This is a genomic window from uncultured Jatrophihabitans sp. (assembly GCF_964246335.1).
Lineage (GTDB): Bacteria > Actinomycetota > Actinomycetes > Mycobacteriales > Jatrophihabitantaceae > Jatrophihabitans.
Map to the genome: position 1 here is coordinate 1 of NZ_CAXTQF010000011.1, position 21,697 is coordinate 21,697.

Annotated in this window: 27 protein-coding genes; 5 read left to right on the forward strand and 22 right to left on the reverse strand. The window is 71.6% G+C overall.

Going from position 1 to position 21,697, the window contains the following annotated elements:
* Positions 1-91: 91 nt before the first annotated feature.
* The 10 genes from dusB to era form a co-directional block, all read right to left on the reverse strand.
* Positions 92-1,255: a tRNA dihydrouridine synthase DusB gene (gene dusB, locus ACFFCN_RS05105; RefSeq protein WP_375490055.1), complete on the reverse strand. Its 1,164-nt coding sequence runs from the start codon at positions 1,253-1,255 to the stop codon at positions 92-94.
* Positions 1,252-1,644, reverse strand: a complete 393-nt coding sequence (locus ACFFCN_RS05110; protein WP_375490056.1) for a PIN domain nuclease — start codon at positions 1,642-1,644, stop codon at positions 1,252-1,254. The genes dusB and ACFFCN_RS05110 overlap by 4 nt, the downstream gene beginning before the upstream one ends.
* A complete protein-coding gene (locus ACFFCN_RS05115; RefSeq protein WP_375490057.1) occupies positions 1,644-1,856 on the reverse strand; it encodes a type II toxin-antitoxin system VapB family antitoxin in 213 nt (70 codons plus the stop codon). Before ACFFCN_RS05115 ends, ACFFCN_RS05110 begins: the two co-directional genes overlap by 1 nt.
* 26 nt (positions 1,857-1,882) lie before the next feature.
* Positions 1,883-3,301, reverse strand: a complete 1,419-nt coding sequence (locus tag ACFFCN_RS05120) for a glycine--tRNA ligase (RefSeq protein ID WP_375490058.1) — start codon at positions 3,299-3,301, stop codon at positions 1,883-1,885.
* Positions 3,229-4,392 (reverse strand): phosphatase PAP2 family protein, encoded by a 1,164-nt coding sequence (locus ACFFCN_RS05125; RefSeq protein ID WP_375490059.1) that lies wholly within the window; start codon positions 4,390-4,392, stop codon positions 3,229-3,231. Before ACFFCN_RS05125 ends, ACFFCN_RS05120 begins: the two co-directional genes overlap by 73 nt.
* Positions 4,389-4,715: an antibiotic biosynthesis monooxygenase family protein gene (locus tag ACFFCN_RS05130; protein WP_375490060.1), complete on the reverse strand. Its 327-nt coding sequence runs from the start codon at positions 4,713-4,715 to the stop codon at positions 4,389-4,391. Before ACFFCN_RS05130 ends, ACFFCN_RS05125 begins: the two co-directional genes overlap by 4 nt.
* Positions 4,712-5,560, reverse strand: a complete 849-nt coding sequence (locus ACFFCN_RS05135; protein WP_375490061.1) for an isoprenyl transferase — start codon at positions 5,558-5,560, stop codon at positions 4,712-4,714. Before ACFFCN_RS05135 ends, ACFFCN_RS05130 begins: the two co-directional genes overlap by 4 nt.
* Before the next feature lie 52 nt (positions 5,561-5,612).
* On the reverse strand, positions 5,613-6,374 hold the full coding sequence (gene recO, locus ACFFCN_RS05140; RefSeq protein ID WP_375490062.1) for a DNA repair protein RecO: 762 nt from the start codon (positions 6,372-6,374) through the stop codon (positions 5,613-5,615).
* Positions 6,375-7,616, reverse strand: coding sequence for an MFS transporter (locus ACFFCN_RS05145; protein WP_375490063.1), 1,242 nt, complete (start codon positions 7,614-7,616; stop codon positions 6,375-6,377).
* A gap of 68 nt (positions 7,617-7,684) precedes the next feature.
* Positions 7,685-8,620, reverse strand: coding sequence for a GTPase Era (gene era / locus ACFFCN_RS05150; protein ID WP_375490064.1), 936 nt, complete (start codon positions 8,618-8,620; stop codon positions 7,685-7,687).
* A 6-nt stretch (positions 8,621-8,626) separates the two neighbouring features.
* Here era and ACFFCN_RS05155 point away from each other — a divergent pair, with 6 nt between their 5' ends.
* Positions 8,627-9,496, forward strand: a complete 870-nt coding sequence (locus tag ACFFCN_RS05155; protein ID WP_375490065.1) for an alpha/beta hydrolase family protein — start codon at positions 8,627-8,629, stop codon at positions 9,494-9,496.
* A 77-nt stretch (positions 9,497-9,573) separates the two neighbouring features.
* Here ACFFCN_RS05155 and ACFFCN_RS05160 read toward each other — a convergent pair whose 3' ends face one another.
* The 5 genes from ACFFCN_RS05160 to ACFFCN_RS05180 form a co-directional block, all read right to left on the reverse strand.
* Positions 9,574-9,921 (reverse strand): cytidine deaminase, encoded by a 348-nt coding sequence (locus ACFFCN_RS05160; RefSeq protein ID WP_375490066.1) that lies wholly within the window; start codon positions 9,919-9,921, stop codon positions 9,574-9,576.
* Complete coding sequence (locus ACFFCN_RS05165; RefSeq protein ID WP_375490067.1) at positions 9,918-11,231, reverse strand: hemolysin family protein; 1,314 nt, start codon at positions 11,229-11,231, stop codon at positions 9,918-9,920. Before ACFFCN_RS05165 ends, ACFFCN_RS05160 begins: the two co-directional genes overlap by 4 nt.
* Before the next feature lie 15 nt (positions 11,232-11,246).
* Complete coding sequence (ybeY, locus tag ACFFCN_RS05170) at positions 11,247-11,819, reverse strand: rRNA maturation RNase YbeY (protein ID WP_375490068.1); 573 nt, start codon at positions 11,817-11,819, stop codon at positions 11,247-11,249.
* Entirely contained in the window at positions 11,816-12,841 is a 1,026-nt protein-coding gene (locus ACFFCN_RS05175; RefSeq protein ID WP_375490069.1) for a PhoH family protein, read from the reverse strand. The genes ybeY and ACFFCN_RS05175 overlap by 4 nt, the downstream gene beginning before the upstream one ends.
* A gap of 82 nt (positions 12,842-12,923) precedes the next feature.
* Complete coding sequence (locus tag ACFFCN_RS05180) at positions 12,924-13,271, reverse strand: histidine triad nucleotide-binding protein (protein ID WP_375490070.1); 348 nt, start codon at positions 13,269-13,271, stop codon at positions 12,924-12,926.
* Positions 13,272-13,417: 146 nt separating this feature from the next.
* Between ACFFCN_RS05180 and ACFFCN_RS05185 the strand changes: the two genes are divergently transcribed.
* Together ACFFCN_RS05185 and ACFFCN_RS05190 are read left to right on the forward strand one after the other, a co-directional pair.
* Complete coding sequence (locus ACFFCN_RS05185) at positions 13,418-14,140, forward strand: hypothetical protein (RefSeq protein WP_375490071.1); 723 nt, start codon at positions 13,418-13,420, stop codon at positions 14,138-14,140.
* A gap of 1 nt (position 14,141) precedes the next feature.
* Positions 14,142-14,606, forward strand: a complete 465-nt coding sequence (locus ACFFCN_RS05190) for a hypothetical protein (protein ID WP_375490072.1) — start codon at positions 14,142-14,144, stop codon at positions 14,604-14,606.
* A gap of 29 nt (positions 14,607-14,635) precedes the next feature.
* Here ACFFCN_RS05190 and ACFFCN_RS05195 read toward each other — a convergent pair whose 3' ends face one another.
* The 4 genes from ACFFCN_RS05195 to hrcA all read right to left on the reverse strand — a co-directional run bounded on the left by ACFFCN_RS05195 (position 14,636) and on the right by hrcA (position 18,727).
* The gene (locus ACFFCN_RS05195) at positions 14,636-15,670 is read right to left on the reverse strand and encodes an LLM class flavin-dependent oxidoreductase (protein WP_375490073.1); all 1,035 of its coding nucleotides are present in this window, start codon (positions 15,668-15,670) and stop codon (positions 14,636-14,638) included.
* A 60-nt stretch (positions 15,671-15,730) separates the two neighbouring features.
* Positions 15,731-16,462 (reverse strand): 16S rRNA (uracil(1498)-N(3))-methyltransferase, encoded by a 732-nt coding sequence (locus ACFFCN_RS05200; RefSeq protein ID WP_375490074.1) that lies wholly within the window; start codon positions 16,460-16,462, stop codon positions 15,731-15,733.
* A gap of 9 nt (positions 16,463-16,471) precedes the next feature.
* Complete coding sequence (gene dnaJ / locus ACFFCN_RS05205; RefSeq protein ID WP_375490075.1) at positions 16,472-17,623, reverse strand: molecular chaperone DnaJ; 1,152 nt, start codon at positions 17,621-17,623, stop codon at positions 16,472-16,474.
* A gap of 84 nt (positions 17,624-17,707) precedes the next feature.
* The gene (gene hrcA, locus ACFFCN_RS05210) at positions 17,708-18,727 is read right to left on the reverse strand and encodes a heat-inducible transcriptional repressor HrcA (protein ID WP_375490076.1); all 1,020 of its coding nucleotides are present in this window, start codon (positions 18,725-18,727) and stop codon (positions 17,708-17,710) included.
* A gap of 115 nt (positions 18,728-18,842) precedes the next feature.
* Here hrcA and ACFFCN_RS05215 point away from each other — a divergent pair, with 115 nt between their 5' ends.
* Complete coding sequence (locus ACFFCN_RS05215) at positions 18,843-19,154, forward strand: type II toxin-antitoxin system VapB family antitoxin (RefSeq protein ID WP_375490077.1); 312 nt, start codon at positions 18,843-18,845, stop codon at positions 19,152-19,154.
* 40 nt (positions 19,155-19,194) lie between these two features.
* Entirely contained in the window at positions 19,195-19,746 is a 552-nt protein-coding gene (locus ACFFCN_RS05220; protein WP_375490078.1) for a cysteine hydrolase family protein, read from the forward strand.
* Between the two features lie 10 nt (positions 19,747-19,756).
* Here the strand turns inward: ACFFCN_RS05220 and hemW are convergent, their stop codons facing one another.
* From hemW to ACFFCN_RS05235, 3 genes are read right to left on the reverse strand one after another with little or no spacing between them, the layout of a single operon-like run.
* On the reverse strand, positions 19,757-20,998 hold the full coding sequence (gene hemW / locus ACFFCN_RS05225) for a radical SAM family heme chaperone HemW (RefSeq protein WP_375490079.1): 1,242 nt from the start codon (positions 20,996-20,998) through the stop codon (positions 19,757-19,759).
* Positions 20,999-21,259, reverse strand: coding sequence for a barstar family protein (locus tag ACFFCN_RS05230; protein WP_375490080.1), 261 nt, complete (start codon positions 21,257-21,259; stop codon positions 20,999-21,001).
* Positions 21,256-21,675: a ribonuclease domain-containing protein gene (locus ACFFCN_RS05235; RefSeq protein ID WP_375490081.1), complete on the reverse strand. Its 420-nt coding sequence runs from the start codon at positions 21,673-21,675 to the stop codon at positions 21,256-21,258. Before ACFFCN_RS05235 ends, ACFFCN_RS05230 begins: the two co-directional genes overlap by 4 nt.
* Positions 21,676-21,697 lie beyond the last annotated feature (22 nt).

Genomic DNA, 21,697 nt, shown 5'->3' on the forward strand with positions numbered 1-21,697 from the left:
CAGATCGACGAGCAGGGCGGCGTCGTGACGCTGCCGCGCGGCTCGCGATCGGTGACGGTGACGCTGAAACACGCCGCACGCTGATCGGCAGCTATCCCCCGCTGTGCTCGGTCTCCGCGCCGGCGGGCACCGCGCGCGACGCGCGGTCGTCGAGCCAGCCATAGGGCAGCGTCACGGCGCGGCCGCCGGTGGTGCGCCCGCGCGGCTGGCCGAGTACCGCCTGCGGGAACGGCTGGTCGAGGTCGAGCTGCGCCATGTGGTCATCGAGTTCGGCGAGCGACGACGACATCGCCATGCCCCGGCGCAGCTCGCCGCCGACGGCGAAGCCCTTGAGGTACCAGGCGACATGCTTGCGGAAGTCGGTGACGCCGTGCTGTTCGCCGAGCCAGTCGGCGAGCAGCTGCGCGTGCCGGCGCATGGTGGTGGCCACCGCACGCAGACTCGGCCGGGTGCGCTCGGGCCGTCCGCCGAACGCGGCGGCGAGGTCGGCGAACAACCAGGGCCGACCCAGGCAGCCCCGGCCCACCACCACGCCGGCGCACCCGGTCTCGCGCACCATCCGCAACGCGTCGTCGGCCTCCCAGATGTCGCCGTTGCCGAGCACCGGCACGTCGAGGGCGTCGACGAGGTCGGCGATGCGCGACCAGTCCGCCTGGCCGCCGTAGAACTGCTGCGCGGTGCGGCCGTGCAGCGCCACGTGCGCAACCCCGGCGTCCTGCGCCCGCAGGCCGGCCTCGCGATAGGTGATGTGGTCGTCGTCGATGCCGACGCGCATCTTGACCGTCACCGGTACCGCCCCACGCGCCGCGCGCACCGCAGCGTCGACGATGTCGGTGAACAACTCGATGCGCCACGGCAGCGCTGAGCCGCCGCCCTTGCGGGTGACCTTCGGCACCGGGCAGCCGAAGTTCAGGTCGACGTGGTCGGCGAGGTCGTCGTCGACGATCATCCGCACCGCGTCGCCGACCACGCGCGGGTCGACGCCGTAGAGCTGGATCGAGCGTGGAGTCTCGTCCGCCTCGAACCGGATCAGCCGCATCGTCTTGGCGTTGCGCTCGACCAGTGCGCGGCTGGTGATCATCTCGGAGACGAACAGCCCACCGGCCGCACCCGGCGGCAGTTGCGGCGACATGATCTCGCGGCACAGCCGGCGGAACGCGGTGTTGGTGATGCCGGCCATCGGCGCCAGCACCACCGGTGGATCGGCGACGACGCGCTCCGCGAGACGCAGCGGCGCGATGCCGAGAGCAGTCATGCGGAGATCACCTCCAGGGGCGTGCACTGGGCGAGCACGTCGAAATCGCGATCACAGTGCAGTACGGGAAGACCTGCGCGGATTGCGATTGCGGCGATCAAACAGTCGGTCGTGGATCGCGGGGTGAAACCGCGGTTCCGACAGGCGTGGTAGGCATCGACTGCAGCTCGGACGTCGAGTAAGGACTGCTGGGCCACGAAGGTCTGGTTGCCGAGCAGCCTGGTGACTGCGTCCAGCAGCCTGGGATGGGTTCCGGAGAGCACCTCGAGCATGACGGGATCCGTACTGGCAGCAGTGCCGTCCTGGACCGCAGCCTCGACGGCGTGGTGCGCCGCACTGCCGGTGTTACGCAGGTATTCGACCCAGGCCGACGAATCGACGAGCACCATCAGATGACGGCGGGCGTCTCGGCTGCACGCATCGCATCGAGATCCCCTTCCCACCCGACACCCTGCATCGCGAGCATCTCGGCACGCGACATGGGCTCGATCCGCAGCCGCTTCAATGCATAACCGACTGCTTCGCGCTTGGTGTGGAATCGATACGTGTGCATGACCCAGGCAATGTCGTCATCGTCGATGTCGATATTCGTCCGGCTCACTACACCACGATACACCAGAAGGTGTATCAGCACCCGACCAAGCGCGCTGCCAGGTAGGGCACGACGCCGTCGAGCGAGATGCGCTCCTGGGTCATCGCATCGCGCTCGCGCACGGTCACCGCGTTGTCCTCGAGGGTGTCGAAGTCGACGGTCACGCAGAACGGCGTACCGATCTCGTCCTGGCGGCGGTAGCGGCGGCCGATGGCCTGGGTGTCGTCGAAGTCGACGTTCCAGTGCTTGCGCAGCTCGTCGGCCAACCCGCGCGCCTTCGGCGACAGGTCGGCGTTGCGCGACAGCGGCAGCACCGCGGCCTTCACCGGCGCGAGCCGCTGGTCGAGCCTGAGCACGGTGCGCTTCTCCAGCACGCCCTTGGCGTTCGGCGCCTCGTCCTCGGTGTAGGCGTCGAGCAGGAACGCGAGCACCGCGCGGGTGAGGCCGGCCGCTGGCTCGATCACGTACGGCGTGTACCGCTCGTTCGTCGCCGGGTCGAGGTAGGTCAGGTTCGCGCCGCTGTGCTGCGAGTGCGTCGTCAGGTCGAAGTCGGTGCGGTTGGCGATGCCCTCGAGCTCGGCGAAGTCGGTGCCGCCGAAGCCGAAGCGGTACTCGATGTCGACGGTGCGCTTCGAGTAGTGCGACAGCTTCTCCTTCGGGTGCTCGAAGAAGCGCATGTTGTCCGGGTTCAGCCCGAGGTTCACGTACCAGTTCCACCGCTGGTCCAGCCAGTACTGGTGCCACTGCTCGTCGGTGCCCGGCTCGACGAAGAACTCCATCTCCATCTGCTCGAACTCGCGGGTGCGGAAGATGAAGTTGCCCGGCGTGATCTCGTTGCGGAAGCTCTTGCCCGTCTGCGCGATGCCGAACGGCGGCTTGCGGCGCGAGGTGTTCAGCACATTGAGGAAGTTGATGAAGATGCCCTGCGCGGTCTCCGGCCGCAGGTAGTGCAGCGCGGACTCGTCCTCGACGGGGCCGAGGTACGTGCGCAGCATGCCGCTGAACTGCTTGGGATCCGTCCACTGGCCGCGGGTTCCGCAGTTCGGGCAGGTGACCTCAGCGAGGCCGTCCTTCGGCGGGCGTCCCTTGCGCGCCTCGAACTGCTCTTCCAGCTCGTCGGCGCGGAACCGACGGTGGCAGTGCTGGCACTCGGTGAGCGGGTCGGAGAACGTCGCGACGTGCCCGGAGGCCTCCCACACCTGCGAGGCGAGGATGACGGCGGAGTCGAGCCCGACGATGTCGTCGCGGCCCTGGACCATCGCCTTCCACCACTGGCGGCGGACGTTCTCCTTGAGCTCGACACCGAGCGGGCCGTAGTCCCAGGCCGAGCGGGTGCCGCCGTAGATCTCGCTGGACGCGAAGACGAAGCCGCGTCGCTTGCTCAGGTTGACGACGGCGTCATTGCGTGCGGCGGCGCGCTGGGCGGTGTCGCGTTCTGCCTGGTCGGCGGGCACTGCTGCTCCTGCTGGTCGGCGGGCCGGTGTTGCTGCGTTCCCAGGGTATCGGCGTCCACGCGAGGCGTTCGCCGCGCGGCCAGCCGCCGCTCGATGCGCAGGCCGGCGACGTGCACCAGCACCGCGAGCAGCGCTCCGGCGAGGCAGTCCGAGACGTAGTGCTCGCCGGAATAGACGAGGCTGAACGCCATCACCAGCACGTACGCGACGAGCAGCGGACGCCACCGGGCGCGCACCCGCGACCACAGGAACAGCGCGAGCAGCGTCGTCCCGCCGATGTGCAGCGACGGCACCGCGGCGATCAGGTCCACGCCGCCCTGCCCCGCCCGGATGACCGACCCGGCGAACCGCAGGTGCAGATCGTCGAAACCTCGGGTCGAGATCCGGTCGATCCACGGATGCGTGCCGGGCCGGTTGTGCTGCATGCGGCCGAGCAGGCCGCCGGAGGCCGGGTCACCGTAGGTCAGGCAGGGCGGGCTGTTCGGGTGTTGGGCGACGTCGGCCGACGAGCACAGTGCGGCGGCCCACGGGGGTGCGGACGGGATGAGCGCGAAGAACCCGAACCCGAGGAAGGACAGTGCGACGAACCGCAACGACCAGCGGTAGAACTCCGCGCGGCGGCGCAGCCACAGCGCGGCGGCAGTGACGTACGGGGCGAGGAAGAACGAGAAGTAGCACAGCGAGACGAGCACGTCGTACCACCGCACGTCCACGTGCCGCAGGTGCGCCTGCAGCCACACGGACGGGACGTTGCCGAAGAACAGGAACCGGTCGACGTCGAGCTGCGGGTGCCACCACGTCGGCATGCCCATCGTATCGGCCAGGTTGCGCAGGTAGTCGTAGCCGACCAGCACCGTGGCGAGCGGCACGAAGTCGACGAGGACGTAGAACATCGCGCGCCGGCCGAAGGTGCACGCGAGCAGGAGCGTTGCGAGCCACACCAGCAGATCGCTGCGGAAGTACGGGATGCCGTGCAGCACGCACTGCGCGGCGAACACGCCGATCCAGGTCAGCACCAGCCCCCAGCGCATGCCGCGCAGGACCTCGTCGGTGAGCCAGCCCGGACGCTGCAGTCGCGTTTGCGATGTCACGTGCCGGGCTCGCGGTCACTGGCCCGCGTGTCGTATGCACCGCCCGGCGCGACGTCGAGCAGCGTCTCGAAGCCGGCCGGCAGGTCCAGCGCGGATGCGAACAGCGGGGTGGCGGTGAGTTTGACGTCGTACGCGCCGAGCGCGCGGCGGTAGGAGCCGACGTCGCGCCACTCGGTCAGCAGCACCCACGCGGTGGGGTCGTCGGTCGAGCGCGCCAGGCTGCCGCGCAGATAGCCGGGACGGGCGGCCAGCGCGGCCAGCGCCGCGTGCGCGCGGTCGGTGAAGTCCGCCGAGTCGTCGGTGAGATGCGTGACCGCGATCATTCGCCGAGCGGTTCCGAGACACCGGCCGGCAGGCCGGATGCGGCCGTCGAGCCTGCCGGCAGGTCCGGCGCGGCGACCGGGCCGGCGGCGCCGAAGCGGCGGTCGCGCTGCGCGTACTCCAGGCACGCCTGCCACAGGTGCCGGCGGTCGAAGTCCGGCCACGGGGTGTCGACGAACGCCAGCTCGGCGTACGCGGCCTGCCACAACAGGAAGTTCGACGTGCGTTGCTCACCGGACGAGCGGATGAACAGGTCGACGTCCGGCAGCCCCGGCTCGTCGAGGTACCGGTCGACGGTCCGCTCGTCGATCTTCGCCGGATTGAGCCGGCCCGCGGCGATGTCCTTGCCCATCGCCCGCATGGCGTCGATCAGCTCCGCGCGGCCGCCGTAGTTGCAGCAGAACTGCAGCGTCAACCGGTCGTTGCCGGCGGTGTAGGCCTCGGCGTCCTCGAGCTGGCTGATGACGCTGCGCCACAGTCGCGGCCGGCGCCCGGCCCACCGGATGCGCACGCCGAGGGCGGCGAGTTCGTCGCGGCGGCGGCGGATGACGTCCTTGTTGAACGCCATCAGGAAGCGCACCTCCTCGGGCGAGCGTCGCCAGTTCTCGGTCGAGAACGCGTACGCCGACACCGTCGAGATGCCCAGCTCCATCGCGCCGTGCAGCACATCCATCAGGCTGGCCTCACCCGCGCGGTGGCCCTCGGTGCGCGGCAGGCCGCGCTGGTGCGCCCATCGGCCGTTGCCGTCCATGATGATCGCGACGTGCTTCGGGACGAGGGCGGCGGGCATCGCCGGAGGTCGCGCGCCGCTCGGGTGCGCCGGGGGTTCCGGCCAGCGAGCAGTCACCCGGCCACGGTAGTCGGTGGGCTCGTTCCCGGTCGCGGCGTCAGTCGCCGCCTCAGGCGCGGTCGACGAGCGGCAGCGAGCGCAGCCCGCGCTCGAGATGCCACTGCAGGTGCGCGGCGACGAGCCCACTGCTCTCGCGCCGCGCCGAGGCGTCGGCGGCGTCGGCCACCGACCAGTCGCCGCCCAGCAGCGCGATCATCAACTGCACGGTGGCCGGCTGCGGTCGGCTCGAGCCGGGCGGTCGACAGACCTCGCACACCGCTCCCCCGGCCGCGACGTTGAACGCCGCGTGCGGCCCCGGCCGGGAACACTTCGCGCACTCGGTCAGGGCCGGTTCCCAGCCGGAGTTGGCCATCGCCCGGATGAGGAACGCGTCGAGGACCAGGCCGGCGTCGTGCTCACGGGCGGCGAGCGCACGCAGCGCCCCGACCACCAGCAGGTAGAGCCGCAGCGTGGGCTCGCCCTCCTCGGTCAGCCGCTCGGCCGTCTCGCAGATCGCCGACGCCGACGTCCACCGGCCGTAGTCGTCGGCCAGCCGCGCGCCGAACGCGTCGATGGACTCGGTCTGCTGCACGACGTCGAGCGCGCGCTGGCCACCCGGGGACGCCTGCCCCTCCGGCAGCCGGGAGTACAGCTGTACGTCGATGTGACTGCCCGGCTCGAGCCGCGCGCCGAACCGGGAACTGGTGCGCCGCACCCCCTTGCCGACCGCGCGCACCCGGCCGTGCCGGCGGGTGAGCAGGGTGACGATGCGGTCGGCCTCGCCGAGCTTGTGCACCCGCAGGACGACCGCTTCGTCACGATAGAGCGGCACTCAGTGATTGTCCCGCACGCCACCGACGGGGCGCGCCGGTTCGCGGTCCGGCGCGTCGCCCGGGCGGCGACGCACCGACGCGTGCAGGGCCAGCACCAGCAGCCCGGCCGCCACGGATGCAGCCAGCACGACGAGGAACGCGGTGCGCGCACCGTGCCGGTCGGCGATGCCGCCGACCAGTGCCGCACCCGCGCCGTAACCCACGCTGAGCCCGGTGTTGATCCAGGACAGGCCCTCGGTCAGCGCGCTGGGCGTCACCAGCTGGGCAGCGAGGCCGAACGCGTTGATCAGGGTCGGCGCGATGCCCAGGCCCAGGACGAAGTCCGCGACCACCAGCACCGGCACGTTCGTCACCGCCAGCAACACGACGGGCAGGACGGCGAACACGAGGGCCTGCCGGCGCAACCGGTCCAGCGTGTCGCCGCGATGCTCGCGGGCACCGTAGACGAGGCCGGCGATGGCGCTGCCGGCGGCGATCGCGGCCAACGCGACACCACTGACCCCGCGCTCGCCGTGCTGGCCGCAGAACGCGACCGCGGACACCTCCGCGCTGGCGAACACCGCGCCCATCGCCACTGTTGCCAGCGCGAGCATCGGCATGCCCCTGGCGCGCATCGCGAACTGGTGGGTCTCCGGGTGGCGTGGCACCACGGGTGGCTCGGTGTCCGGCTGAGCGCGCAGCCACAGCGAGCCGATCACGACGAGCCCGACCGCGACGTAGAGCACGGACACCGGCGCCGCTTGCGTCGCCAGCAGCGTGGCGATCAGCGGACCGAACACGAAGATCAGCTCGTCCAGCACGGACTCGAGCGACATCGCGGTGCCGAGCTCGGGCCGGCCGGCGAGCACGTACGTCCACCGCGCGCGCACCAAAGAACCCACCGACAGGTAGGTGAAGCCGAAGGCGATGGTCGGCAGCACCAGCAGCCAGTCGGGCGCGTCGGTGCGCACGAGCACCGCGAGCGCCACGACGGCTGCGGCGTGCAGCACGGCGGCGGGCAGCAGCACCCGGCGCTGGCCGAGCCGGTCCACGACGACCGACGACGCGATCATCCCGACGGCCCCGCCGAAGACGTAGCACGCGCTGAGCACGCCGGCGAAACCGTACCGGCCGTCGCGCGCGGAGATGATCAGCACGATGCCGATCGGGTAGATGGCGATCGGCATCCGCATGACGAACGACGCGGCGCAGAACGCGGCCGAGCCCGGTGCGCGGAAGACCGCGCGGTACGCCGTGAACATCGCGTCTGGCCTTTCGGGGCGCCGGCGAGAACGTGGAGCGTTCCTCGCGGAGCGTTGTCGTGGGGTGTCTAGAACCCGAGCCGGTCGAGCTTCTTCGGGTCGCGCTGCCAATCGCGCTCGACCGCGACGTGCAGCGCAAGGTGCACGCGCTCGCCGAGCAGCGCCTCGATGCCGGTGCGCGCGCTGCTGCCGATCTGCTTGAGCCGGCTGCCCTGCGGGCCGATGACGATGCCCTTTTGGCTGTCGCGCTCGAGGTGGATCGTGGCGAACACCTCGAGCAGCCCGGACTCGCGGCGCTGCGTCTCGTCGATGGTCACCGCGATCGAGTGCGGCAGCTCGTCGCGCACGCCGTCCAGCGCCGCCTCGCGCACGAGTTCGGCGATACGCGTCTCGTCGTCGTTGTCGGTCAGCATGTCGTCGGGGTAGAGCTGCGGCCCCTCGGGCAGCCGCTGGATCAGCAGGTCCGCGAGCAGGTCGACCTGCGCGCCGGACACTGCGGACACCGGCACCACCTCGGCGAAATCCCCGAGGTCGGACGCCGCGATCAGCTGCTCGGCCACGCGCTGCCGCGACACGACGTCGGTCTTCGTCACGACCGCGATCACCGGCGCCCGCAGCGCCGCGAGCTCGGCCGCGATGAACCGATCGCCCGGGCCGATGCGTTGATCGGCGGGGAGGCAGAACCCGACGACGTCGACGTCGGCGAGCGTCGCGCGGACGACGTCGTTGAGCCGCTCACCGAGCAGCGTGCGGGGCCGGTGCAGGCCCGGAGTGTCGACGAGGATCAGCTGTGCGTCCTCGCGGGTGACGATGCCGCGCACGGCGTGCCGCGTCGTCTGCGGCTTGTCGCTCGTGATCACGATCTTGCTGCCGGTCAGCGCGTTCGTCAGCGTCGACTTCCCGGCGTTCGGCCGCCCGACGAAGCAGCAGAAGCCGGAGCGGAACGTCACCCCGCCATCCTCGCACCCCGGCGGGATCGGATAACCGGGCGCGGATGACACCATCCGGGGGTGCTGACCCGGCGGGTGTTCGTCGCAGCCCTCGCGACGGGCGTCGTGGGCGGGTGCACCAGCAGCACCACGAAGCGGCGGACGGCGAAGGACGCGATGACCACCGAACGGATCACCTACGGCCCGGCGGCGCAGCAGTTCGGCGAGCTGTACCGCCCTGAGCACGCCTCGCAGCCGGGGACCGTCGTCATCGTCCACGGCGGCTTCTGGCAGTCGCAGTACGACCTGTCGCTAGGCCGTCCGCTGGCCCGCGACCTCGCCGCGCACGGCTACACCTGCTGGAATCTCGAGTACCGCCGGGTCGGCGACGGCGGTGGCTGGCCGAGCACGTTCGACGACGTCGCGGCGGGCATCGACAAGCTCGCGGACATCGACGGAGTGGACGAGTCGCGCGTCGTGGCGGTCGGACACTCGGCGGGCGGCCAGCTGGCGGTGTGGGCGCTGGGGCGCCCGAAGCTGCCCACCGACGCACCCGGCGCGGCGCCGCGCGTTGCGCTGAGTGGCGCCGTCGCGCAGGCGGGTGTGCTCGACCTCGCCGTCGCCGCGACCACCGGTGTCGGCGGCCCGGCCGAGGACCAGCTGATGGGCGGCTCACCCCGGCAGGTGCCCGAGCGCTACCGGCTCGGCGACCCGATCGCGCAGGTGCCGCTGCCCCGGCCGGTGTTGTGCGTGCATTCGCGCGCGGACCAGAACGTGCCGTTCGCCCAGAGCACCGCCTACGTCGCGGCGGCGCGCAAGGCCGGTGCGCAGGCCGAACTGCACGAGGTCACCGGCGACCACTTCACGCTGATCGACCCCACCTCGGCGGCCTGGCGCGACGTGCGCGACGCCCTGCCGCACCTACTCGCCGGTCGCCTCCCGCCGCCCTGACCCGACCGTCTTCCCACCCAAGATGGTCGCGGTTGAGGCGGAAAACGCGGCCATCTCGGGTGGGAAGGCGTGGGGGGTCAGCGCAGGGTGCCGTCGGCGTTGGCGTGATGCACGGGCGCGGCAGGCGCGACATCGCGCACCGCCTGCTCGCCCGGCGCGTCGTCCGGCTCGTCGCCCAGCACCACCGCGGCCTCCAGGCCGGGCGCGCCGGACGCCACCGCCATGGCCACGGCGACCTGCAACGCGGACAGCGTCAGCGACGGCAGTGACACGGTCGCGGCGACGTAGGTGCGGCCGTCGCCGTCACGCACCGCGGCACCCTGTGCCGCGCCGGTACGCGCCCGCGCCGAACGCGCAAGGGTCACCAGCTTGGCGTCCTCGGCGTCCAGTTCGGCGTGTCCCGGGGTTCCGTGGGGTGTACTCATGCGTCTGCCACCTCGTTGTCCCGGTCGGCCGGCGCGTCGTCGAGCGGTGCGACGCGGTGCACGAGGACGGTGTCGATGCGGTTGCGCCGCCCGCCGACGTCCTCCGCGGTGAGTTCGAGACCGTGCACGACGGCGGACGCGCCGGGGATCGGCACCCGGCCGAGGGCTTCGGCGAGCAGGCCACCGACGGTCTCGACGTCGTCGCGGTCGGGCAGCTCCACGGCGAACAGCTCGCCGAGATCCTCGACCGACAGTCGCGCTGTGACGCGGGCGGTGTCGTCGTCGATGCGATCGATGGGCGCGCGTTCGACGTCGTACTCGTCGGTGATCTCGCCGACGATCTCCTCGAGGATGTCCTCGATGGTGATCAGGCCGGCGGTGCCGCCGTATTCGTCGATGACGACCGCGATGTGCGAGCGCGCCGCCTGCATCTCGCGCAGCAACTCGTCGACCGGCTTGGATTCCGGCACGAACGCCACGCCCCGCATGACGTCCTCGACGGGCGTGTCCCGCGCGCGCTCGACGTCCTGCGCGCGCCGGGCGAGGTCCTTCAGATACGCGATGCCCAGCACGTCGTCGGCGCTCTCGCCGACGACCGGAATGCGCGAGAAACCGCTGCGCAGAGCGAGCGCAAGCGCCTGCCGGACGGTCTTGCCGCGCTCGATCCACACGACCTCGGTGCGCGGCACCATGACCTCGCGCGCGATCGTGTCGCCGAGGTCGAACACCGACTGGATCATCTGCCGCTCGCCGTGCTCGACCACGCCGCGCTGCTCGGCCATGTCGACGAGCTCCCGCAACTCGACCTCGGACGCGAACGGCCCGTCGCGCAGCCCGCGGCCGGGCGTGATCGCGTTGCCGAACAGCGTCAGCAGCGACGCGAGCGGATTGAACACCCGGCCCAACGTGCGCACCGCACCGGCGCCCGCGAGCGCCACCGAGTTGGGGTGCTGGCGGCCGAGCGTGCGCGGGCCGACGCCGATCACCGCATAGCTGATGACGATCATCAGCAGCACGGTCAGCAACGGCACCGGCCAGCGGACCCCGAACTCCGAGCGGGCGACGATGGTGAGGAGCACGGTGGCGCCGAGCTCGCAGGCCAGCCGCAGCAACAGGAGCAGGTTCGTGTAGCGCGCGCGATCGGCCATGATCGTCATGAGCGGCTTGGCGCCCTTGCGGCCCTCGCGGGCGAACTCCTCGGCGCGGGCCCGCGACACCCGCGCGAGCGCGGCGTCGACGCAGGCGATCAAGCCGCCGATCGGCACGAGCAGGATCGCGATGACGAGGATCGTGACGTCGGCGGCCGTCATCGGCGACCGGTCGAATCAGCCACGGCGACCTCGCCGGGCGGCCCGGGCGGCGCGGGTGTCGCGCACCTCGGCACGGGTTCCGGCGACCGGCGTGCGGATGTCCGAGCGCCCGGTCCGGCGCGTCCACTCGCCGAGCAACGCCGCCTGCAGCTCGAACATCTCGCGCTCGTCCTCCGGCTCGCCGTGGTCGTAGCCGAGCAGGTGCAGGATGCCGTGCGTGCACAGCAACGCCAGCTCCGATTCGGTCGAGTGACCTGCGGCCTTCGCCTGTTCCGCGGCGACCTCGGGGCACAGCACGACGTCACCGAGCATGGCCGCGCCGACCCCTTCGTCGGTGCGCGGCGGGGCGGACGGGTCGAAGCGCGACTCCGGCCCGTCGGCCAGATCCATCGGGAAGGCCATGACGTCGGTCGGCCCCGGCAGGTCCATCCACTGCTGGTGCATCACCGCCATGGCCTCGGCGTCGACGACCAGCACCGACATCTCGGCCAGCGGGTCGATCCCCTGCGCGTCGAGCACGAACCGGCCGAGATCGGCCAGCGCCTTCTCGTCGACGTCAGCGCCGCTCTCGTTGTTGATCTCAATCATCTGCGGGGTTTGCCGGCACGCGCGGGGGCGTTGCCGGCGCGCTGGTCGTACCGCTCGTACGCGTCGACGATGTCGCTGACCAGCCGGTGTCGCACAACGTCAGTCGACGTCAGGGTGCCGAAGTACACGTCGTCGATGTCGCCGAGGATGTCGCGCACGACGCGCAGTCCACTGCGTTGCTCGCCGGGCAGATCGACCTGGGTGACGTCGCCGGTGACGACCACCTTCGAATCGAAACCGAGGCGCGTCAGGAACATCTTCATCTGCTCGGGCGTCGTGTTCTGCGCCTCGTCGAGAATGATGAACGCATTCGACAGCGTGCGGCCGCGCATGTACGCCAGCGGCGCGATCTCGATGGTGCCGGTCTGCATCAGCCGCGGCAGCGAGTCCGGGTCGAGCATGTCGTGCAGCGCGTCGAACAGCGGCCGCAGGTACGGGTCGATCTTGTCGAACAACGTCCCGGGCAGGAAGCCGAGCCGCTCCCCCGCCTCGACGGCCGGCCGGGTCAGGATGATCCGGCTGACCTCCTTGGCCAGCAGTGCCTGCACGGCCTTGGCCACGGCGAGGTAGGTCTTGCCGGTGCCGGCCGGGCCGATGCCGAAGGTGATCGTGTGCGTGTCGATGGCCTCGACGTAGCGCTTCTGATTGATCGTCTTGGGCCGGATGTTCTTGCCGCGCCGCGACAAGATGTTCATGCTCAGCACCTCGGCCGGGCGTTCGCCGGTGTCCGCGGTCAGGATGCTGTAGGCACGCGACACCGAGTCGGGGGTCAGGTTCTGCCCCGACTTGATCAGCTCGAGCAACTCCTCGAAGAGCCGGACCGCGGTGGCGTTGTCCGCCGGCGACCCGGTGATCGTGATTTCGTTGCCGCGCACGTGGACGTCGGAGTCGAGGCGGTTCTCGATGACCCGCAACAGTTGGTCGCTGGAGCCGAGCAGCGCGACCATCGCTTGCTCACCCGGCACCACGAGGGTGGTCGAGACTCGATCCGCGTTCTGCGAAGGATCGGTAGGCGCGCTCAAGATCTGCTTTCTGCTCGTCCGTCAGGTACTTCCACTGTACCGGCGGGCGGCCGTTTGTCGCCCGTTTTGCCGGGCGCACGGATCAGCCGGGCGGCCAGGTGAACGGGCGACCGGCCAGCACGTGGGCATGCGTGTGGAACACCGTCTGCCCCACCTCGCGGCCGGTGTTGAAAACGGTCCGGAAGTCGGTGAGGCCCTCCTGCGCCGCGAACGCGCGGACGCCGGCCAGCAGGGCCGCAGACGCCTTGGCGTCGCGTGCGAGGTCGGCGACGTCGGTGAAATGCGCTCGCGGCACCACGAGCACATGCGTCGGCGCCTGCGGGTTCGTGTCGGCGAAGGCGTAGCAGTCGTCGTCCGCGTACACCTGCGTCGACGGGATCTCGCCTGCGACGATCTTGCAGAACAGGCAGTCCGGGTCCGGGGCGCTCATGCCGCGCACGTTACTGCGCGGGGGCGCACGGACGCACCGAGCGCGGCTCGCCGACGACCCGACGTCGGCTCGGGGTACCGTCGTCGATCTTCGGTCGGCCAGCCGGGCCGACGGTCCTCGTACCGACCGGCGGAAGAGGGTGGGCATTGCCGAGGTCCGAGAAGTCGTTGCGGCAGATCTACCGCGAGACGAGATTGCGGCAGCGGCCCGCGGACGCCTACGTGACCGCGATGCGCGAGCCGGTGCCGATGGGCAGCTATACGCCGCAGCAGCTGCGCAGATGGGGAGTCGGCGTTCCGCTGCTGTGGCTGCCCGCGGCGGTCCGGTTCGGGCCGCAGACGCCGCAGGGCCTGCGGACCTTCGTGGCAGCCAGCGATCCGCCCGGGTCCATCCTGTGGGCGGCAGCGGCCACGCCGACGCAGATAGTCACGTCGCTGCACATCGATTTCGTCGGCGAGATCGCCCGGGTCTGCGAGGCCGTCGACATCCAGCCCGACGGACGGGGACTCAGGTACGGGCTGACCCTCGAGCCGATCGACCACGCGATCGGACGCGCCCTCGACGTGTGCGGTTTCGGTGCGGACGGGGTCGCCGTCGAGGTGAACCGGACCGACCTGCGCGCCGTAATCCCGTGGCGCTGGACGCCGGACGAGCACGGTCAGCTCAGGGCGCACACGGTGCCGGACGACGAACGGCACGATCTCGTCCTGCACATGGACTGTGCTGCCGACTCGGCGCCCCGGGTGGCCGAGCACCGCCGCGACGGAGCCGACACCGTGCCCGTCCTCTCGGGAGTGCCGACGCGTGCCGACGTCCAGGCGGCGCTGCACGCGTTCTTCGCCGCATCGCCGACAACGGACGGGTCTTGACGTGACCCTTCGGCTGGGCAGCCCCTTCGAGGTGCGCCTCGGCCCGCACCCGGACGGATTGACCGACGTCCGGCCCGGCGCCGGTTACACGCTGCACTCAGGACAGCTGCAACTGCGCCGACACGGCGACCGGGTGCGCGCCTGGCTCAATCCGCAGGGGCGCAACGACACGCCGCCGGTGCTGCACGCCCGGCTGGAGAGCGACGATGCCGGGCCGGTACTGCGCGGCGTCATCCGTGAGGCGCCGACCCGCGCGCTCGCGCTGCCGGTCACCCTGATCCTCGCGGTTGCGTTCGCCGTGCAGGCCGCCGTCGTTTACTGGCCGGCGGCGTTCGGAGCCGCGTTCTTCTTCGCGGGGTTCCTGCGCTTCCTGCTGACCCGACGCAGCATCTTCGCCGCGCACGTCAACACGCTCACGGTGTTCCTCACCGGGTACGTGCGAGCAACGACCGGAGGCGGTAACTAGGTCCGACCGGCGGGTAAGGCGAGGCGTGGTCAGCCGGCGAGCAGTTTGCGCACCCGCGGGACCACCTCGGTGCCGCAGAGCTCGATCGTGTGCAGCAACTGCTCGTGCGGCATCGCCCCGACGGCGTACTTCAGGTCGAAGCGCGTCAGCCCGAGCGTGCGCACCGTGTCGGCTATCTTCGCCGCCACCGTGTCCGGGCTGCCGACGTGCAGCGCGCCGTGCTCGATGTCGTGGTCGAACGCCTCACGGGTGAGCGGCGGCCAGCCGCGCTCGCGGCCTATCCGGTCGCGGCTGACCTTCATGTGCTCGAACAGCTGGTCGCGGGCCTGCGCGTCGGTCTCGCCGACGAAACCCGGCGCATGGACGCCGACCGCCAGCGGCGCATGGCCGTACTGGGCTGTCGCCTGGTGGAACAGGTCGACGTGCGGGCGGAAGCGCTGCGGCGCACCGCCGATGATCGCGAGCATCATCGGCAAGCCGTAGCGGGCGGTGCGCACCACCGACTCGGGGCTGCCGCCGACACCCACCCACACCGGCAGCGCACCGGCCTGCGTGGTGGGGAACACCCGGGCGCCGTCCAGCGGCGGCCGCACCGACCCGGACCAGGTCACCGGACCCTCGCTGCGCAGCGCGGCGAGCAGGTCGAGCTTGTCCTCGAACAGCGCCTCGTAGTCGGCGAGATCGAAGCCGAACAGCGGGAACGACTCGGTGAACGACCCCCGCCCCACGGTGATCTCCGCGCGGCCGTCCGCGACCGCGTCGAGCGTCGCGAACCGCTCGTACACCCGGACCGGGTCGTCGGAGCTGAGCACGGTGACCGACGTACCGAGCTTGATCCGCTGCGTCTGCGCGGCGATGGCCGCCAGCGCGACGTCCGGGGCGGACAGCGCGAAGTCGTCGCGGTGGTGTTCACCGAGCCCGAAGTAGTCGACGCCGACCCGATCGGCCAGCACACCCTGTTCGACGACGTCGCGGATCACCTGCGCATAGGGCTGCGGCGTCCCGTCCGCGTCGACGGTGCGGTCGCCGAAGGTGTCCAGACCGAGTTCGAGTTCAGCCGTCATGATCGTCTCCTTGCCTCGCTCTGTAGTTGACGTATCAACAAGCGTGATCCGCGAGTATTCCTACCCCCAGCGACCCAGCCGGACCGACAGCGCGGCGATCGCAGCCGGACCGGCAGTGGATGTGCGCAGCACCTGCGCGCCGAGCCGTACCGCGGTCGCGCCGGCGCCCTCGAACGCGGCCAGCTCGTCCGGGGCGACGCCGCCCTCCGGCCCGACGACGACGACGACCTCGCCGGTATCGGCAACGGGCGCCTGTGCGAGCGGCACTGTCGCGCCCTCGTGCAGAACGAACGCGCATGCTGCAGCCCGCAACCGGGCGGCGACGTCGGGCGTCGCCGCGACCGCGCCCACCTCGGGCAGCCACGCCCGGCGCGACTGCTTGGTCGCCTCGCGCGCGGTGCGCCGCCAGCGCTCGAGCGACCGCTCGCCACGCGTGCCGTCCCACCGCACGATCGAGCGCGCCGACTGCCACGGCACGATCTCGTCGACGCCCAGCTCGGTGAGCATCTCCACGGCGAGCTCGGCGCGCTCCCCCTTGGGCAGCGCCTGCACGACCACGACGCGGGGATCGGCCCGCGGCGTCTGCGAGCGCGCGGCGACACGCAGCTGCAGACCGTCGCCGTCCACGGCCGTCACTGCACACTGCGCAATGCAGCCGCGGCCGTCGCCGATCAGGACGGTCTCGCCGACCGCGATCCGCTTCACCCGCGCCGCGTGCCGTCCCTCGTCGCCGCCGAGACGCAGCGTCGACGCGTCAGGGACGTCGTCGAGCAGGAACAGCGGCGGCGTCACGGTGCAGGATCACTGCCGGAAGGCGTCGCGCACCTTGCCGAACAGACTGCCCGACCGGGTGGACACCGCGACGTCCTCCGAACGCATCTCGGCGAGCTGACGCAGCAGCGCCTCCTGCTCCTCGTCGAGGCGGATCGGCGTGCGCACCTCGACGTGCACGAAGAGGTCACCGCGGGCGGACGAGCGCAGCTTCGGCACGCCCTTGCCGCGCAGGTGCAGGATCGCGCCGCTCTGCGTGCCGGCGCGGATCTCGAGCTTCTCCTCGTCGTCGAGCGTCGTCAGCACGAGATCGCTGCCCAGCGCCGCGGAGGTCATCGGCACGCCGATCGTGCAGTGCAGGTCGGCGCCGTCGCGGGTGAACGTGTCGTGCGGTTGCTCGCTGATCTCGATGTACAGGTCGCCGGGCGGCCCGCCACCGGGGCCGACCTCGCCCTGCCCGGCCAACCGGATGCGCATGCCGTCCTCGATGCCGGCGGGCACGTCGATGGTCTTCGTCCGGCGGGCGCGCACCCGGCCCTCGGTGTGGCAGGTGGGGCACGGCGACGGGATCTGCTCGCCGGTGCCGCCGCAGGCCGAGCACGCCCGGGTGGTCATCACCTGGCCGAGGAACGAGCGCTGGACGGTCTGGATCTCGCCGGCGCCGCCGCAGGTGGCGCAGGTGCGCGGCGACGTACCGGGGGCGCAGCCGTTGCCGTGACACGTCTCGCAGACGACCGCGGTGTCGACGGTGATCTCGCGGCGGGTGCCGAACGCGGCGTCCTCGAGCGTCAACGACACCTGCAGCAGCGCGTCCGCGCCGGGACGTACCCGACTGCGCCGGCCGCGGCCGCCGCCCATCGGGCCGCCGCCGCCGAAGAACGCCTCGAAGACGTCGCCGAACCCCCCGAAGCCGCCGGCAGCACCGCCGAAGCCCGCACCGCCGCCGCCGCCACCCTGCGCGAGCGGGTCGCCGCCGAGGTCGACGATCCGCCGCTTCTCCGGGTCAGAAAGCACCTCGTACGCCGTCGTCACGGCCTTGAACCGGTCCTGCGCGGCGGCATCGGGGTTGACGTCGGGGTGCAGCTCACGGGCGAGCTTGCGGTAGGCGCGCTTGAGCTCCTCCGGCGTCGCGTCCTTGCGCACGCCGAGCAGCTGGTAGTAGTCGCGCGGAGCGTCAGCCACGAATGATCCGTCCTTGAACATCGACGCGATTCGGTGATCGCTGCATCTGGCACTCTGCGTCGGCGAGTGCCAATCCAGTGTAGGTCAGCGGCCTTCGAGCAACGTGCCGACGTAGCGGGCGACGGCCGCGACGCGCGCCATGGTGTGCGCGTAGTCCATCCGCCGCGGCCCGAGCACGCCCACCGCGCCGATCGCGGCACCGCGCACGCCGTACCCGCTCGTCACGACAGCGGTGGTGGCCAGGCCCTCGTGCAGCGTCTCGTTGCCGATACGGACGAGCACCTCGCTGGTGGCGACGGACTGGTCGAGCAGCCGCAGCAGGACGACCTGCTCCTCGAGCGCCTCGAGCACCGGGCGGATGGCCGGGAAGTCCAGCGCCCGCTCGGTGAGGTTGGCCGTGCCGCCCATCAGCAGCCGGTCGCTGGCCGGTTCGACGAGCACCTCGAGCAGCACCGAGGTCAGCGTGGCGAGCAGGCCGCGCAGCTCGGGCACCACCTGGACGGGCAGCTCGCCGACGGACTCGGCGGCGTCGGCCAGCAATCGGTCGCGCAGCCGCACGTTCAGCGTGCTGCGCAGCTCGAACACGGTGTCGTCGCTCACCTCCGCCGGCAGCTCGACGATGCGTTGCTCGACACGCCCGGTGTCGGTGATCAGCACGAGCATCAGCCGCGACGCCGTCAACGTCACGATCTCCAGGTGCCGGATGCGGCTGCGCGAGAGCGACGGGTACTGGACGACGGCGACGTTGCGGGTCAGCTGAGCGAGCGTGCGCACGGCACGGTGCAGGACGTCGTCCAGATCGACCGCGCCGTCGAGGAACGTACCGATCGCGCGCTTCTCGGCGCCGGACAGCGGCTTGATGTCGGTGAGGCGGTCGACGAACATGCGATAGCCGGCGTCGGTGGGCACCCGGCCCGCGCTGGTGTGCGGCTGCGCGATCAGGCCGTCCTCCTCGAGCGCCGCCATGTCGTTGCGGATGGTGGCCGACGAGACGCCCAGGTTGTGCCGATCGACGAGGGCCTTGCTGCCGACGGGCTCGTTGGTGGCGATGAAGTCCTCGACGATCGCGCGCAGCACCTGCAGCTTGCGGTCCTCGACGCCCATGAGCCCTCCTCCTCCGTCTCCTCGAGTTTATCGGTGCGCGGCGCCCCCCTGATTGCCGATAGGCTGCGGCCCGCGGACAAAACGGACCCGCGGACCGACGGATCGGGAGCTGGCGGTGATCTTCAAGGCGGTTCGGGACGGGCGTCCGTATCCGGATCACAAGCTGTCCGCACGCGACTGGGCCTCGGTGGCACCGCGCACGCTGCGCCTCGACGAGCTGACGACCACCAAGCGGCGGCTCGAGCTCGACACGCTGCTCGCCGACGACTCGACGTTCTACGGCGACCTCTTCCCGCACGCCGTCCAGTGGCGTGGCGAGGTCTATCTCGAGGACGGCCTGCACCGCGCGCTGCGCGCCGCCCTGCAGGGCCGCACCACCCTGCACGTGCGGATCCTCGACCTCGACGCCATCCGGCCGAACGGCTGAGCCCTGGGCGTTGTCGGCGACCGGTGCCAGGATCGAAGGCATGAGCACGCTGACCGACCGCCCGAACACGGCTCTGCTCGTCATCGACGTCCAGAACGGCGTCGTCGCCGACGCGCACGATCGCGATCATGTCGTCGCGAACATCCGCGCCGCCGTCGACCGCGCCCGTACCGCGCACGTGCCGGTGGTGTGGGTGCAGCACTCGTCCGACGAATTCGTGCCGGGCACCGACTCCTGGCGCATCGTCGGCGAGCTCGACCCGCACGACGACGAGCCGCTGGTGGCCAAGCGCTACGGCGACTCGTTCGAGGACACCGAGCTCGAGGACGTGCTGGCCGAGCGCGGCGTCGGCCGGCTGGTGGTCACCGGCGCGCAGACCGACGCGTGCATCCGCAGCACGCTGCACGGCGCGTTGACCCGCGGATACGACGCGCTGCTCGTCGCAGACGCACACACCACCGAGGACCTCAGCGCCTACGGCGCGCCGGGGCCGGACAAGGTGATCGCACACACCAACCTGTACTGGCAGTACCAGACGGCACCCGGGCGCACCGCCGGCACGACCACCACCGCGGAACTCGACTTCGGCTGACCGCGCCGGGTCAGCCGGCGGTGATCAACTCGCGCACCACGGCGTCGGCCATCAGCCGGCCCCGTTGGGTGAGCACGACGCGACCGGCGCCGACCTGCTCGGCGTCCAGCAACCCCCAGGTGGCGAGCTGCGGCACCACGAGCTGCGCCGGCTCCGGCAGCGCGGGCAGCGCCAGGCCGTCGCGCATCCGCACGCCCAGCATGAGCCGTTCGGTGGTGCGCGCGGTGTCGTCGAGCGTCTCGCGCCCGGCGGCGGGGCTGTTCGCCGCGTCGAGCAGCGCGGCGTAGCGCGCCGGGTGCTTGACGTTCCACCACCGCACGCCGCCGACGTGGCTGTGCGCTCCCGGCCCGAACCCCCACCAGTTGGCGTCGCTCCAGTAGAGCTCGTTGTGCCGGCAGCGGGCCTGCGGTGTCCGCGCCCAGTTCGAGATCTCGTACCAGTCGTAGCCCGCGGCACGCAGCGTCTCGTCGGCCATCACGTAGCGGTCGGCCTGCACGTCGTCGTCGGTCGGCGGCACCACCCCGGACGCCACCTGCCGGGCCAACGCCGTCCCCTGTTCGACGACCAGCGCGTAGGCGCTGATGTGGTCGGGCCCGGCGCCGACCGCCGCGTCCAGCGAGCGCTGCCAGTCGTCGTCGCTCTCGTACGGCGCGCCGTAGATCAGGTCGAGGTTGACGTGCTCGAAGCCGGCCGCGCGCGCCTCGGCGACGACCTCCTCCGGTCGGCCCGGCCGGTGCTGCCGGTCGAGCACCGCCAGCACCTGCGGCACCGCCGACTGCATGCCGACCGAGATGCGGGTGAAGCCGAGCTCGCGCAGCCTGGTCAGGTAGCCGGGCGTCACGGTCTCCGGGTTGGCCTCGGTGGTGATCTCCACGTCGTCCGCGACGCCGAAGCGCTCGACGATCTCGTCGACGACCACGCCGAGGTGCTCGGCCGGCAGCATCGTCGGCGTGCCGCCGCCGAAGAAGATCGTCGACACCGGCGGGATGCGGTTGCCGAGCGCGTCGCCGTCGCCGAGCACGTCCGACGCGAGCCGCACCTCGCGCAGCAGCGTGTCGACGTAGCCACCGGTGCTCACGCCGCCGAGCTCGGTAGCCGTGTAGGTGTTGAAGTCGCAGTAACCGCAGCGGGTGCGGCAGAACGGGATGTGCACGTAGACGCCGAACGGCGCGCCGTAGGCACGGTGCAGCACGTCGCGGGGCAGCCGGCCGTCCGGCGGAGGCGGGTCACCGGTCGGCAGGGCGGAGGGCACCTAACCAGTGTGCGGCGCGGCGTCCATACGCACGTGCACGGCACGCGGGCCGTCGGCGGTCTCGCGCACCGCCCGGCTGAGCACGGCCAGCACCCGGGCGTCCGCGCCGGCGGGGACGCGCAGCTCCACCGGGCCCTCGGGCAGCCAGGACAGGTCCCGCAGGACGTCGGCGAGCGCGTCGAGATTGCGCGCCGCCCAGGTGGGCACGTCGAGCTGCGCGTAGAGCGCGGCGATCGCCTCGTCACGTGCGTGTGCGCTCATCGACGGACGTCGACCTCCTGAAAACTCGCGTAGTGGTCGCCGGTGTACCAGAACCGCCCGTCCTGACCGCGCACCAGCCGACGCGCACCGCGGTCCGGTGAGCCGGGCGTCGGCACCGTGTATTCGCGGTAGTAGCCGTCCGGTTCGCGCGGCAGGTGGTGTTCGTCGTTGTGGAAGACGACGCCGTCGTTGCGGGGGTAGGGGAACGGGCCGCCGCGGTCGATCAGCGCCACGGTCTGCGCGGCCTGCGGCGGCAGCGACGACAGCGCGACCGGCGCGGAGGCGCTCGCACCGGGAGTTGCGTGCTGCCCGCTCGACCCGGAGCCGGCCGCGCGGATCCCGTAGCCGATCGCCAGTGCCGCGAGCAACGCCACCAGCGCGACCAGCGGTCGACGGGTCCGGCGGAGGCGGCGCACGGTGCCTGACTCTAGGAGCCGG